The organism is Nanchangia anserum, assembly GCF_015240065.1.
Taxonomy (GTDB): domain Bacteria; phylum Actinomycetota; class Actinomycetes; order Actinomycetales; family Actinomycetaceae; genus Nanchangia; species Nanchangia anserum.
Genome location: NZ_CP060506.1, coordinates 1639095 through 1653802 on the forward strand (window position 1 = coordinate 1639095; position 14708 = coordinate 1653802).

Annotated in this window: 11 protein-coding genes; 3 read left to right on the plus strand and 8 right to left on the minus strand. The window is 65.7% G+C overall.

Annotated features, from left to right (window positions below):
* A complete protein-coding gene (locus H8R18_RS07680; RefSeq protein ID WP_420846887.1) occupies positions 1-1797 on the minus strand; it encodes an acetolactate synthase large subunit in 1797 nt (598 codons plus the stop codon).
* Between the two features lie 336 nt (positions 1798-2133).
* Between H8R18_RS07680 and H8R18_RS07685 the strand changes: the two genes are divergently transcribed.
* The 3 genes from H8R18_RS07685 to H8R18_RS07695 all read left to right on the plus strand — a co-directional run bounded on the left by H8R18_RS07685 (position 2134) and on the right by H8R18_RS07695 (position 7303).
* Positions 2134-3729, plus strand: coding sequence for an aspartate:alanine exchanger family transporter (locus tag H8R18_RS07685; RefSeq protein WP_191071452.1), 1596 nt, complete (start codon positions 2134-2136; stop codon positions 3727-3729).
* Positions 3730-3944: 215 nt separating this feature from the next.
* Positions 3945-5333 carry a melibiose:sodium transporter MelB gene (melB, locus tag H8R18_RS07690; protein WP_191071453.1) on the plus strand — a complete coding sequence of 463 codons (1389 nt, stop codon included), beginning with the start codon at positions 3945-3947 and terminating at the stop codon, positions 5331-5333.
* A complete protein-coding gene (locus H8R18_RS07695) occupies positions 5333-7303 on the plus strand; it encodes a beta-galactosidase (RefSeq protein WP_191071454.1) in 1971 nt (656 codons plus the stop codon). Before melB ends, H8R18_RS07695 begins: the two co-directional genes overlap by 1 nt.
* 80 nt (positions 7304-7383) lie before the next feature.
* Here the strand turns inward: H8R18_RS07695 and H8R18_RS07700 are convergent, their stop codons facing one another.
* The 7 genes from H8R18_RS07700 to H8R18_RS09330 form a co-directional block, all read right to left on the minus strand.
* Entirely contained in the window at positions 7384-8718 is a 1335-nt protein-coding gene (locus tag H8R18_RS07700; protein ID WP_191071455.1) for a multicopper oxidase domain-containing protein, read from the minus strand.
* Positions 8715-10028, minus strand: coding sequence for a hypothetical protein (locus tag H8R18_RS07705; protein ID WP_191071456.1), 1314 nt, complete (start codon positions 10026-10028; stop codon positions 8715-8717). Before H8R18_RS07705 ends, H8R18_RS07700 begins: the two co-directional genes overlap by 4 nt.
* Entirely contained in the window at positions 10025-11128 is a 1104-nt protein-coding gene (locus H8R18_RS07710) for a hypothetical protein (RefSeq protein WP_191071457.1), read from the minus strand. The genes H8R18_RS07705 and H8R18_RS07710 overlap by 4 nt, the downstream gene beginning before the upstream one ends.
* 103 nt (positions 11129-11231) lie before the next feature.
* Positions 11232-12044 (minus strand): nucleotidyltransferase family protein, encoded by an 813-nt coding sequence (locus H8R18_RS07715; RefSeq protein WP_191071458.1) that lies wholly within the window; start codon positions 12042-12044, stop codon positions 11232-11234.
* Positions 12041-13414, minus strand: coding sequence for a UTP--glucose-1-phosphate uridylyltransferase (locus tag H8R18_RS07720; protein WP_191071459.1), 1374 nt, complete (start codon positions 13412-13414; stop codon positions 12041-12043). Before H8R18_RS07720 ends, H8R18_RS07715 begins: the two co-directional genes overlap by 4 nt.
* A gap of 43 nt (positions 13415-13457) precedes the next feature.
* Positions 13458-14099, minus strand: a complete 642-nt coding sequence (locus H8R18_RS09325) for a sortase (protein ID WP_227712793.1) — start codon at positions 14097-14099, stop codon at positions 13458-13460.
* Entirely contained in the window at positions 14015-14629 is a 615-nt protein-coding gene (locus H8R18_RS09330; RefSeq protein ID WP_227712794.1) for a sortase family protein, read from the minus strand. The genes H8R18_RS09325 and H8R18_RS09330 overlap by 85 nt, the downstream gene beginning before the upstream one ends.
* Positions 14630-14708: the final 79 nt, after the last annotated feature.

Consider the following 14708-nt stretch of genomic DNA (forward strand, 5'->3'; position numbering starts at 1 on the left):
TCACTCCTCCGTTCCCCACACGGGCTTGGTGCCCTGGGCGTAAATGATGTCGTCGTTGGAATGCCCGGCCGGGACCATCGGCCACACCTGAGCATCCGGATCGACGCGGAACTCGACGACCACCGGCTTGTCGGTGATGGCGTTCGCCTTCTCGATGGCCGCGTCCACGTCCTCGGGCCGCGTCACCCGAATGGCGACGCAGTCGTAGGCCTCGGCGAGCTTGCAGAAATCGGGGACGGGGTTGTCGCCGGCATCCGAGAGCAAGGTGTTCGAGAAGCGGCCGCCGTAGAACAGGTCCTGCCACTGGTGGACCATCCCCAGCACCGAGTTGTTCAACAGCGCCACCTTGATGGGAATGCCCTCGATGCGGCACGTCGCCAACTCCTGGTTGGTCATTTGGAAACAGCCGTCACCGTCGATCGCCCACACGGTCGAATCGGGGCAGGCAACCTTCGCGCCCATGGCCTCGGGAACCGCGACGCCCATCGTGCCCAGGCCGCCCGAGGTGAGGAACCTGCGGGGACGCTGGTGGTTGAGGAACTGCGCGGCCCACATCTGGTGCTGGCCAACGCCGGTGCAGAACACCGTGTCGGCATCGCACAGCGCGCCCAGACGTTCGATGACGTACTGCGGAGCGATGACGCCTTCCTTTACCGGATACGTCATCGGGTAGCGCTCGGCGACGTAGCGCAGATGCGTGTACCAGCCCGCCAAGTCCTGCGTGCCGTGCTCGGCCTGGTAGGCGCGCAGCGCTGGATTGAGCGCGGCCAAACCCAACTTGAGGTCGGCGACGATCGGCACGTCGGCGTAGCGGTTCTTCGAGATCTCGGCGGCGTCGACGTCGATGTGGATCACCGTGGCATCGGGGGCGAACGCGTCGATCTTCCCCGTCACGCGGTCGTCAAAGCGCGCACCGAGCGCGACGAGGACGTCGCAGCGTTGCATCGCGCGCACCGCTGCCACCGTGCCATGCATCCCGGGCATTCCGAAGTTGTTCGGGTGGTCGGCCGGGAAGGCACCCAGCCCCATCAGGGTGGTGACGACAGGAGCCCCGCTGATCTCGGCAAGTTCGGCCAGCTCCTCGTGCGCATCGGCACGAATGACGCCGCCGCCGCCGACGTAGAGGACGGGACGCTGGGCGCTAGCGAGCACCTTCGCCGCCTGGCGAATCGACTTCTTGTGTGGCTTAGTGACCGGGCGGTATCCCGGCAGGTCCAGCGTCGGAGGCCACGAGAACTCCAGCTCGTCGACCTGGGCGTTCTTCGTGATGTCGACGAGGACGGGCCCCGGGCGTCCCGTGGCTGCGACGTGGAACGCGGCGGCGATCGTCGAGGGAATCTCGGCGGCGTCCTTGACGAGGAAGTTGTGCTTCGTCAACGGCATCGACGCGCCGACGATGTCGGACTCCTGGAACGCATCCGTGCCGATCGCGCTCGCCCCGACCTGGCCGGTGATGACGACGATCGGCACGGAGTCGAGGTTGGCATCCGCGAGCGCCGTCAGCATGTTCGTCGCCGCGGGGCCGGAGGTGACGATGGCGCAGCCGACGCGGCCCGACGCAATCGCGTATCCCTCGGCGGCGTGGCCGGCGCCCTGTTCGTGGCGGACGAGGATGTGGCGCAGATTGGCCGAGTAGATGGGGTCGTAGGTGGGGAGGATGGCGCCGCCGGGCAGTCCGAATACCTCGTTGACCCCCAACGCCTCCAGGGTCTTGACGATGGCCTGCGCGCCGGTCATCCGCTCTGTGTGAGGGGCACCGGGTGGGCGGGGCACGGGCTTCGGTGACATCTTTGCCATGATCGAGCCTTTCTTATAGTCGTCTGGATGGCAATCGCTCGCGGCGCGGGGCATAAAGAAAGGCCCCTGGGATTCCGGGGGCCTGCGTACGCGCGATCTCATTGTGCGTGGGGTCAGTTACGGCGTCGCAGGCCCGGCTAGGATGACCGGGCCTACAACCACGAGAATTCGCGTGCGATTCGCCATGTCTTTGATGGTAGTCAAGCCGGCGGGGTGTGGTGGGGTGTCTCAGCATGCGGGAGTGTCGCGATGCGGGACTGGGGTCACACGTGTGGCGCGGGTGGCGCTGAGACAATAGAGGCATTTACGAGTGACGACCACGGAGGCCCGCTCGCTGTGACACAGGTGTTCACGTTTGTGGCAGCAAACCCCATCATGCTGCTGTTCATTCTCATGGGTGTGGGGATGGTCTTTGGCCATATCAAGGTGCGCGGGGTGTCCCTGGGGGCGGCCGCGGTGTTGTTTTTTGCCATTGTCGTCTCGGCGCTAGGGCACTCCAGCGGCGTCGACCTGACGCTCAATCCCGTCATCGGCACGCTGGGGTTGGCGCTGTTCGCGTTTGCCATCGGCGTGTCGTCGGGGCCGAATTTCTTCCACGCGCTGCGCTCGTCGCTGTGGCCGATTCTGGCCACCGTCGTCCTGCTCATCGCCGCGGGGGCGCTCGCATATTACGTGGGGACGGGGCTGCTGGGGATGCCGGTGGCCGAGGCCATCGGGACCTACGCGGGTGCCCTCACGAATACCCCGGCGCTGTCGGCCGCGGGCAAGGCCTCGGGCAATGCCCCCGAGGCGACGGTGGGCTATTCCATCGCCTATCTCTTCGGCGTCATCGGGATGCTGGGATTTTCTCTCGCGTCACTGGCCTATCGGCGCACCGACACCGATACCCCGACGGCGCTGGATAACCGAACCGTGCGCGTCGAGCGCGGCGACAAACCGCGCGTGGGTGATCTGGAGGCGACCTACAACGGGCGGATCGCGTTTTCTCGGTTGCGTCGTGGCGAGACGGGCCCGGTCGCACGTCCGAAGTCGGATGATCGGCTCAACCGCGGCGACCTGGTGACGATCGTCGGCCCGAAAGACCTGGTTGCGCGGGCCATCACGGAGCTGGGGCACTCGTCCTCGCACTCCCTCATCGAGGATCGCCGCTTCCTCGACTTCCGGCGCATCACCGTGTCGGATCCCAAGCTGGCCGGTCACACGATCGAGGGTCTCGAGTTGGATCGGCGTTTCTCGGCGACGGCCTCGCGCGTGCGCCGCGGCGACACCGACATGATGGCGGAGCCGGGACTCGTGTTGCAGCTGGGCGACCGCGTGCGCGTCGTCGCGCCGCGCTCGCAGATGTCGGCGGTGACGAAGTTCTTTGGCGACTCGGCTAAGGGGCTGTCCGACATCAACCCGATCGCGTTGGGTCTGGGCATGGCCTTGGGGATCCTCATCGGCGAACTGCCGATCTTCACCCCGACGGGAGCGACGTTCTCGATCGGATCTGCGGCGGGCACCCTCCTCGTTGGGCTGGTGTTTGGCCGCATCGGCCGAATCGGTTCGGTTGTCACGGCGTTGCCGCACACGGCGACGCAGGTGCTCACCGAATTGGGGCTGCTCGTCTTCCTCGCCCAGGCCGGCACGAACGCGGGCTCGGCCATCCTCACGGCCTTCACCTCGGGGGCGTGGGTGAAAATGTTTCTCCTCGGGCTCCTCATCACCGGATTTGTCGGCATCGGCCTCTACGTCATCATGCGCTACGGCTTCGGCATGGGTGGCACGCGGCTGTCCGGCCTCATGGGCGGTGCCCAGACGCAGCCGGCGATCCTCGCGTTTGCCAACACCCGCACGGGATTCGATCCGCGCGTCGCGCTTGGCTACGCGATGGTCTATCCCATGGCGATGATTACGAAGATTCTCGTGGCCCAGGTCTTCGCCGGAATGTAGCTGCACCGGCCACAGTGACGTGCGCCAGGGGTCCATACGAGGGACGTTTTGTCACGGAGTAAGGGCATTCATCCAGGTCAGGACGCCGCATCCGGCACATTCGTTCGGGCCTTCTGAGGGGTCTTACTGTCGCCACGAAACTTTCTTAGACTCGCGCTCAGGCGCGCGCATTATCGCCCGCCGGTTGCATGTTTCCCCGCGACGAAGGAGCGCGTATGGCTTCTCATCGACTGTCCTGGACCTCAAAGCTCTGTTTCGGCATGGGCGCGTTCGGTAAGGACCTGGTGTACGCGATTGTCGGCACCTACCTCATGAAGTACCTCACCGACATTCGCATGGTTGACCCGGCATTCGTCGGCGTGCTGTTTATGGCCGCCCGAATCTGGGATGCGTTCAACGACCCCATCATGGGCGTCATCGTTGACAACACGCGCTCACGCTGGGGCAAGTTCCGCCCGTGGATCCTCATCGGCACCATCGTCAACGCCGTCGTCTTGGTGTTGCTGTTCCTCGATGTCGACCTCTCCCCCGGCGCCTACGCCGCCTGGGTCGCGGCCATGTACATCTTGTGGGGCATGACCTACACGATCATGGACATCCCGTATTGGTCGCTCGTTCCCGCCGTCACCGACGACGAGCAAGAGCGCTCGCAGATGAGCGCGATCCCCCGCTTCTTCGCCTCGACGGCGTGGCTGGCCGTGGGGTCGGGTGGCCTGTTCATCGTCAAGTACCTGGGTGATGGCAACTCGATCCTCGGGTATTCGCGTTTCGCCATCGGCATCGCCTGCATCTTCATCATTACGTCGATCCTCACCGTGTGGAAGGTCCGCGAGCGCGTCGTCTCGACGGCGGGCACCGGCCAGAAGACGTCGCTGCGCCACATGGTGAAGGTGTTGACGAAGAACGATCAGGTTATCGTCGTCCTCGGTATCGCCCTGTTCTTCAACATGGGCTACCAGCTCTCGACCGGCTTTGCCCTGTACTACTTCGAGTACGTGTGTGGCGTGAAGGAGTCGCTGTTTGCGACGTACACGGCCGTCGCCGGTTTCGCGCAGATGGGTGCGATGGTGGCGTTCCCGATCCTGTCGCGCATCATCACGAAGCGGCAGCTGTTTGCCCTGGCCTCGCTGTTGCCGACGATCGGCTTCGTCGTGCTGTTCACCGTCGGCCTCATCGATCCGCGCAGCATCGTGCTGGTTGGCGTGTCCTCGGCAATCATTAACGTCGGTATTGGTTTCATGCTCGTGGCGATCACCGTCATTCTTGCCGAGGCCGTCGACTACGGCGAGTTCAAGCTGGGCACGCGCAACGAGTCGGTTGTGTTCTCGACCCAGACGTTTGTCGTCAAGTTCGCGGGTGCGTTCTCGGGCCTCATCTCGGGCGTGGGCCTGAAGCTCATCGGGTTTGTGCCCAACGAGGTCCAGTCGGCTACGGCGATCACGGGGATGCGCGTCATCATGATCGTCGTTCCGGCGATCCTGTCGCTGCTGTGTCTCGTCGTCTACGTCAAGGGCTACCGCCTGAACGAGACGTACTACCGTCAGGTCATCGCGAGCCTGCGCGGGGAATCGCCCGCCGAGGCCGCACGTGAGCAGGAGGCGTGATGCGCGGCGTCGATTACTATCCCGAGCAGTGGCCGCTCGAGCTCATGGACGACGATCTTGACCGGATCGTCGAACTGGGGGCTGACACGATTCGCATCGGTGAGTTTGCCTGGCACCTCATGGAGCCCGCCCACGGTGCCTACGATTTCTCGTTCTTCGATGACGTCATCGCGCGTGCCCGCTCACGCGGCCTCGATGTCGTCTTTGGCACGCCGACGGCCACGCCTCCCGCGTGGTTGGCTACCGAGTGCGACATCGCCTCGCGTTTCGCCGACGGGACGGCGCGTTCGTTCGGTGGGCGCCACACGGCGTGTCCGAATCAGCCGGATTACCGCCAGGCGTGCGAGGACGTCGTTCGTCGCCTCGCTGCTCACTATCGTCACGAGGCGGGCATCGTTGCCTGGCAGCTCGATAACGAGTTCGGTCACGAAGGCGCAGACGATTGCTTCTGCGATGCGTGCGCGGTGGCTTTTCGCGCGTGGCTGCGCGAGCGCTTCGGCGGCGATATCGAGCGGCTCAACGACACGTGGGGCACGGTGTTTTGGTCGCAGCAGTACAACGATTTCGATGAGGTTCCGCTGCCGCGTGCGACGATCACGACCCACAACCCGGCGCTGCGCCTGGACTGGTTGCGGTTCCGCTCCGACACGTTGTCGCGCTTCGCCGCCGATCAGGCCCGCTGGGTGCGCGAGGAGCGTCCGGGTGCCGTCATCATGCACGACTTCCCGGGCGGGGGGCTGGCTAAGCACGTCGACTATGCCGACGTCGCCAAGAGCCTCGACGTCATCGGCTACAACAACTATCCCGTCTGGGGTGGTCAGAAGGAGCCGTTGCCGCCGGCCGAGATCGCCTTTGGGCTCGACCACATGCGCGGCCTGAACCGGGGCACGCCGCTGTGGATCACCGAGGCCATCATGGGGGCGCAGGGGCACGACGTCACAGGGTTCCTGCCACGGCCTGGCCAGGCGGCGCTATGGTCGGTGCAGGCGCTCGCGCGCGGGGCCACGGGGCTGTGCTATTTCCGTTACCGTCAGGCTACAAAGGGTGCCGAGCAGTTCTGTTACGGCATCATTGACGCCGATAATCGCGTCGGGCGGCGCTACCGCGAGGTTCGCGACGTGTTTGAGTTCGCTCGCGGTATCGAGCCTGTGCTGGAGGCCCCGGTCGATGCGCCGGTGGCGATTCTCGCCGACTATCGGTCGCGGGCGTGCTGGGAGATTCAGCAGCAGTCGATCCTCATGGACGTTCCCGCCGAGATGGCGCGCTGGCACGGCTTGTTCCACGCGCGCAACATCATGGTCGACATCGTCGCGGCCGGCGAGGACTTCTCGGGCTACCGCTTGCTCGTCGTCCCGCACATGATCCTCACCGACCCGACGGTGGCCGATCGGCTGGGTGACTTCGTGAGCGCCGGCGGGACGGTGCTCGTGATGTTCCGCTCGTTTGCCAAGGACGAGGACAACAACCTCGCCTTTGGTGCCACGCTGCCGCTTCTGACCCAGGAGTGGTTGGGCGTCGAGGTTGCCGAGACCGAATCGGTGCAGTCGCTGGACGAGTTCTGCCTGGATCGGTGCGCCGATTCGTGGTCGGGTCCGGCGCAAGCTCGCGGTGGGGTCTTCCGCGACATGCTCACCGCTGGCAAGGGCACCGAGGTGCTCTATCGCTACCGCGACGAGTTCTTCCCCGATTATGCGGCGCTGACCCGCCGCAACACGGGGAAGGGGCGGGCCTACTACCTCGGCTGCCTGCCCGATCGCGACCTGCAAGAGGCCGTCGTCGACGCGCTGGTTGCCGATGCCGGCATCGCGCACGTCGAGACGCCCGAGGATGTGGAATACGTTCGGCGCGGCGAGAAGGCGTTCGTCCTCAACCACCGCTCCAGCGCCGTCACGTGCGACCTACCCGGGCACGGAGCCATCGAGTTGGCGCCGTTTGGCTACGAAATCATCGAGGCCGTCGATGCCGACTAAGTGAGGGCGGCATCGAGCGTGGGGCCGGGAATCGTCGTGATTCCCGGCCCCGCTGCTTAGTCTCTGCGTGCCCCGTGTAGTTACTCGGTAACGACGAACTGGGCCTTCGCGCCGCGCTCGGCATAACTCATAACGTGGTTAACGAGGTTATAAGTCCCCGGTTCGTGGAACGTCACCTCGACAAAACCTCCCTGGGCCGGTGCTAGCTCCATGGCTTGCGAGGCGATGCCCGATCCCGGGCGAACCCCCCATTCGCCTTCCTTCCACGTACCCGTCAGGTGCGCGCCCACGACGTGCAGGCTCAACGGCGAATTCGGGCCGGCATTCACCGACCAGATCCGGACAGTTTGACCGACCGTGACCTGCAACGGATGACGCACATACTGGAAGGGGTAGCCGTTAAATGCGACAACATCTGGCGTCATCTGGGCACCCTCGTCACCCAATGCGAGATCGGAGTAAGCCATCAGATATTCGTGGTCGACATCGCCCAAATCGGGCGGATCGATGATGACGGCACCAAACATGCCGTGGGCAATGTGCGCACTCATGGGATGCGACGAACAGTGATAGAGCCAGATGCCCGGGTGGGTCGCGGTAAACCGATAGGTATGGCTGGTCCCCGGCGGGATGGGTTTCATCGCCTCATCGGGACTGACTTCACCCGCGTGGAAGTCGACGCCGTGCTCCATCGTTCCCCGGTTGTGCAAGACGACCTCGAAGGTGTCGCCGACCTTGCCGCGCAGCGTCGGTCCGGGGACGCGATCGTTGAACGTCCACACGGCACGCGCATGTCCGGCGAGACGCTCCTCGCGCTCCGTCATCGTCAGTTCCACGCGATGGTGGCTGCTCGCCTCGGCGGCGTCCAGCATCGGCGTGACGAGCGGGTGGTCGTCTTCCAGGAGCGCCTCCATGCCGATTCTCGAGGCATCCGCGTGCCCCGATTGCCTCGAGTCCCCTTCACTTCCCCTCACCCGGATGTCCAGAGTCATGCCCATCTGCCGGTGTCCGGCGACCGAACACCACGCCTGCGTCGATTCCTGAATGACGCCCATGTCGACCCGAGCTTTCTCGCCCGGTGCCACCAGGCCGCTGCTGGCCCCCGATGGCGTCGTCAGGTCGTGTGCGAGCGCACCCGTGTTCGTCAGGTTGACGATGAGGTGCGTGCCCGGTGAGACGTCAATCGTGTCGGGGACGAAACTCATGCCCTTGACGGTGACGTCAACCTCCTGCGTGCGCGTGGCCGCTGCGGCGGAGGACGCCGTGGAGGCACCTTCGCTCGTCAGCGCCGGCGTGCGGCCCGGAGTCAGGGTGACGGCCAACAGCGCGATGACAATGACGCTGATCGTCGCGATCGCGGCGCCGACGTGACTCGATAAGCTCGCCGGGGTTGATGCGGAAGTGGACGTACTCACTGGTCACTCTCCTTGGGGCGCGACGCCTGCGCCAGCAGGGTCGGGGCGGACAACGGTTGAGGCATCTGGGGGCCGGCGAGGCGGCGAGCTGTCGCCTGGGCGCGGGCGGCGCGGATAAACGTCGCGATCTCCCAGACGTATGTCAGGGCCACAATGGCGATGCAGGCAATACGCGCAGGACCGGGCATAACAACGGCCAGCAGCAGGGCGGTGTTGCGTGCGGCCAGCCGCGCGCCACCATATGCACCCATCTGCGCCAGTCCCACCTTGAGGGGGCGCGGTCCCCCACCGACGGTCATCGGCATGAGGTATTCCAGCGCTCCACAAATGAGTTGAACGCACCCGCCGACCGCGCCGACGACGTAGAACACGAGGCAGGCCCCGCGAACGGCTGCCGGATCCGCGTGGCGCCACGTCGCCCACACAACACCGAGGAACGCGACGGCCAGCCACGCTAGGGCACACCCCATGGTCGCGGGAGCGATCTCACGACGCCGGCTCCTGCTCGCCACCGCAGCCACGGGCGCGCCGATAGCCAGGGCGAGGACGAGTCCCCACGCGAATTCGGCACCCGCCGCGAGACGATGATGGCTGGTGGCGACCGCTCCCGCAGCGACGACAATGCACGCCACCGCGGGCCCCAGGGCGCGGCGCGCCCACGCGAGCGCGCGCGGATGGGCACGCTGGCGCAGCACCGTCGGGCCAAGCGTCACGAGGACTCCGGCGATCGTCAGCCCAACCCCTCCGAAAACATTGAGGACGACGTGGGCCAGGGTCAGTCCGTCGCGGGCACGAACCAACCCGTCGGGGGCGTTCGGCCACCACATCGCCGCGAGCATAAACGGTGCCAGGCTGATGCCCGCGGCAAAACAGCCCAATCCCGCCAGCGGGTAGCGCATCGTCGGAGTGAATGTCGCAGCGAAGGGAGTACGCAGCGCATGAAAAATCGCGATCGCGTGCCCGATGATGGCCACGAGGACGGCGACGACGCCGACAAGCGCTCCACCCCAGCTGGCGAGGCTCATGGCGACAAGGATGACGACGAGACCGCTGTGGACGAGGAGGACGCGGGCGCTGCGCCACCCTCGCGCTCGACTGGTCTGTGGTGGCAGGTGCAGGAGACCCTGCGCGAAATGCCACGACCACTGGAGGATCGACGTCAACACGACCCCAAGCGTGACGACGTGAACCCCAGTCCACAACGGCTGAGAAAACGCCGACGGAAACAGGATGACGACAGGCTCAACGACGATGGCGACAATCATCCATACCGTCGTTAACCGGTCGATGCGCAGTCTCCGACGCATCACCGCGAGCTCCTCGCGCTCGCCGCCATCGTCGTCACGACAAAGACGAGAAGGGCACCGACCGCGAGTGCCGCGCCGAAGCGCCAGGCGTCGTCGATCCCCCGCATGCCGGAGGCGACGCGGATCAGCAGGGCGACGTGTAGCAGAATGAGTCCGGCCCACGACCCGACGGTCACAGCAACGCGGTGATGGAGGATCGCCGGAAAGATGATGGGAGCATGAGCGAGAATCATCGACAGCACGAAGCCGATCGTTATCGCGTGGGTGAGCGCGTCGAACGCGTATCCCGACCTCGGCAGTCCGGCGACCATGATGGCTGCTCCCACACCGGCAAGCCATGCCCAGGCCGCGAGCATGGCGATGCCTGAGAATCCCGCTGTCCCGCCCAGCCGCCACGCGCGTCGGGCAACATCACGGCGAACCATGACGAGGCTCAGGATGGCGAGGAGCGCCCCCAATGGGATCGATGCGATCTGCGGCGAGACGAGGGTGAGGGCCGCGGATAGAACAATCGCAATGCCCAGCCACAACACGGCTTGTGATAGCCCCTGACCGATCTCTAGCCGCGCGAGATCGAGGCGTTCCCCGGAGATGAACAGCATGAGGCCGATGCCCCACCATAGGACCGCCGATGCCGTGTCCAGCCGCATTGTCCACAGCGCGGTGCCTTCCATCCACGCGCACACTCCGACGATCTCGACGAGGACGGAGATATCGCGGCGGCGTGTCCACAGCGCTGCCTCAACGATGACGAGGCCGAGGAGGGCGGCGAGCCAGATGAGTCCCGGTACCACCGGAGGCTCGAGCAGGTGTCCGCGCCACGATGTCGCGGCGATCTCCGCGGCCATCACCACCGAGCCAACAGAGGCGATGGCCGGCACGATAAAGCCGATGCGCCGCCCGCCGGACTCGAGGGCGATAGCGCGCTCAACGCCGATGACGACGAGGAGAAACCCGTGGACCATGAGCGGGCCGTGCACAGCACCGACAATGCCGTCGGAGTCCAGTGCTGGCAAAGCGGCACGGCTGAGGGCGGCGTCTAAACCGCAGATGAGAGCGACGAGCGCGCAGAGCACGAGCGCGAGCCGGGGAACGATGCGCATACAGCGAGAGTATGCCGAATCTACGCATGATTCCGGTCAGAAAATTGCGCAAAACCTCTGCACGCGGGTGGGCGCGAAGGTGTCTCGCGCCCACCCCGTCGTGTTAGAGGCTCACCTCCACGTCGGCCAGCGCCTTAGCGACCGCCGGAATGTCGTCCTGGTTCGACATGTCGAGGACGCCGTGAGCCGAGCGAACGACGCGAATCGGTTCCTTCTCGCGCAGCGCCATGACGGCGTCGATGAGCTCGAGTTCGCCGCGCGGCGACGGGGTCACCCGGGCGCATTCGGCCTGAATCGCGGCGGTGAACAGCCAGCAGTTCATCGACACCGGGGCGTCCGCCATGGCGGCCAGCGTGGCCTCGTCGGGCTTCTCGACGATCCGGCGCAGGCGTGCATCGGCGCCCTCACCCTCGACGTCGATGACCGAGAACGCAGTGATGCGCTCGGGGGCGATGTTCGAGTCGGTCGCCATCGCCTCGCGCTCGAAGCCGACGACGGCTGATCCCGGGCACGCCACCAGCGACGCCAGCGACGCCGGCGGATAGTAGTTGTCGGAGTTGAGCACGAGCGCGCGATCCTCACCCTGGAACTCGCGCGCGGCAACGACCGCGTCGGCCGTGCCCAAGGGTTCCTCCTGGATGGCGTAGTGGATCCGCACTCGGCGCAGATCGAGGCTCGAGTAGTAGTCGCGGAACGCGTTGTGCTCGGGGCCGATCACCAGGCACACATCGGTGACGCCGACGTCGGCCAGCGCCGAGAGGATGTAGTCGAGGAAGGGGCGCCCGACGTCAATCAGGCCCTTCGTTCCCGCGTTGGCCGCGGCCTGCTGTTCGGCCGAGAGCTGGGCTCCGTCGGCCTGCTTACGCATGCGCGTGCCCAGGCCGCGGGCCAAAATAATCGCCTTTGTGACGCTCACTGGAGAACCTCCCCGGCATCGACGTGGCCGGCTTCGGCCTCGCCCAGGTGGACATCGCCGACGACGCGCACGCCCGCGCCGAACGTCCAATCGCCCTCAATGCTCAGCGACGTGGCGTCGGTGAGCGAAGGCACCCCTTCGGGGAAACGGGCCTCGTAGTCGGCGATGTTCTTGTAGTAGCGCTTATCCAGGCGCACGTCCGGCGTCGCGTCGCCCACCTTGACGAGGCGGTAGTCGTCGGTGAGGGTGTACAGGTCCGAACGCACGAGCGTCAGCTCGGCCGTCGTCTTGACCGGCAGGAAGCGCGAGCGCGGAACGGCAATCGCCGTCGAGCCGTCGAACACCTCAATCGCCGCACCCATCGCCGTCTCCATCTGGATGACGGGCGTCGAGGTGGCGTCGGTGGGATCGACCGTCTTGCGGTTGACGATGAGCGGCATCCCCATGACCCCATCGTTGGCGACCAGCTGGTCGTAAACCGCCTGAAGGTTGAGCCACAGGTTGTTCGTGTGAGTGTAGGGGTGGCGGACGTCGTCGGTGAAGTAGCCCATTTCGTCGTCGCGAATCTGGGCCGTCTCGCGCAGGATCAGCCGGCCGTCGCTCTTGCGGCGCACGAGGTGGCCGCCCTTGAGGTCCGTTACCGTCCGCTTCGTCACCTCGGCAGCATAGGGGGCGCCGGATGCCTGGAACCATGCGGCAATCTCGGGCGACGGCGTCGCGCCGAGGTTGTCGGAGTTTGACGTGAACGCGTAGCGGTAGCCGGCGTCCAGCAGCTGCTTGAGGATGCCCGTGGCGAGCAACGACACGTAGATGTCGCCGTGTCCGGGCGGGCACCATTCCAGCTTGGCATTAGCCGGCCACTCGACGGGTTCCAGCTCCTCGGTCAGCTTTGGTTCCTGGTTCTGGACGAAGTCGAGCGGGACGTCATCGACGACGAGGTCGGGATAGGCGCGCGCGGCTTCCAGGGTCTGCTCACGCGTGTTGAACGAGTTCATGAAGATGAGCGGCAGGCGCACCCCGTAGCGTTCACGCGCCGCGCCGACCTGGCGGCAAATGATGTCGAAGAACGTCAGGCCATCGCGCACGGGCAGCAGCGACTTCGGCGCGTTCATCCCCATCGACGTTCCCAGGCCGCCGTTGAGCTTGATGACGCACGTGTGCGCCAACGCATCGCGGGCGTCGTCCTCGCTGACGGTGATGTCGTCGAGGTGGTCGATCTCGGTCAGCGGGTCGATGTCGGCTTCGAGGATGAGGCCGGATACACCGGATTCGAGCTGACGATAGTAGTGGTCGAAGACGGTGATTGCCTGGTCGGGTACGCCGGCGTCGCGCATCTTGTCGCGAGCCGCAGCGAGGCCGTGCTCACTCATCGGGGGCTCCTCCCTGATCGGTTTCGCCCTCAACAATACCGGCTCACTCGCGCCGAGAGTCGGTGTCGGGAGCACCATCCCAGGGGTCGAATTCCCACGGTTGCGCCAGGGCACCGCCGCCGTCGTGGCCTTGCTCGTCAGTGGCGGGCTCCGGCGCGGTAGTCATGGCGTCAACGCCATCCGTGTCAGCGGCCGCGACCGTATCGGCCGCCTTCTCCGGCTCGTCGTCCTTCTCGGCGGACGTCTTCGCGGCCTCCAGTTTGCGCTGGTGTGTCTTCGCCGCGGTGTATCCCGAACGCCACACGACTACGACGCCGAGGATGAGCGCGCCCGCGTAGACGACGATCCACCAGGGGAAGCGCGGGACCTCCGAGGCGCGGCCAACGCCCGGATCGGGTTCGGGATTGGGAATGCGCTCGGCGGTCACGAGAATGCGGTGTGTGTTGATGCCCAGAGGCGTACACGTGACGAGCGTCAGCAGGTCCTTACCGGGCACGATTTTGAGCTTCTCGCGTTCGTCGGGCTCGACGACGACGCTCGAGCGCACCTGATACGTCAGGGCTTCGCCGAAGATCTCGATGCGGATCGTGTCGCCGACCTTCACCTTGTTGAGGTTGGTGAACATCGTCGCTTCGGCCAGCCCGCGGTGCCCCGTGATGACCGCGTGGGTGCTCTTACCGCCCACGGCAGCGACGTGCCCTCAAGGTGCCCCAGCCCCTTCAGCAGCGTGGCATCCGAGGTGCCGTGATAGACCGGCAGGTCGACATCGATCGACGGGATGATGAGGCGAGCCATCATGCCCGACGGCGTCGTCTTCAGCAGGTTGTCGTAGGTCAGCTGCGCATCCGACGACGTGCCGTAGCCGTAGGGCAGGCGCTCGTTGGCCTTCAGCTCGGCCCCGAACGTCAGAGATTCGTTGTAGCGATGCGCCATCGCCAGTTGTTCGGCCGCGCTGGGATCGGCCGTGTCAACCTCGTGCTCGTAGCCGGCGATGAGGTGCGACTGGTTGTATTGATCGACCCAACTGGCGGCCGTCGGATACAGCATCGACGTCACGCCGAGGAGAACGAGAACGACGGCGATGAAGGTACTCCACGGCCATCGCCACGGCCGGCGCAGCCGGCGGCGCTTTGTCGGCTTCGCTGCCTCGTCCGCAGCATCCGCGGTATCGGTGCTCGCGGGCCGTTTGGCCGAACGCCTGAGGTGCAGTCTCACGGTTCTCCTGTTACGTGGGTCTATCAAGGCGACGAGGTGGCGAGGAGGCATGCTCCTCGCCACCTCGTGGTGACTTACC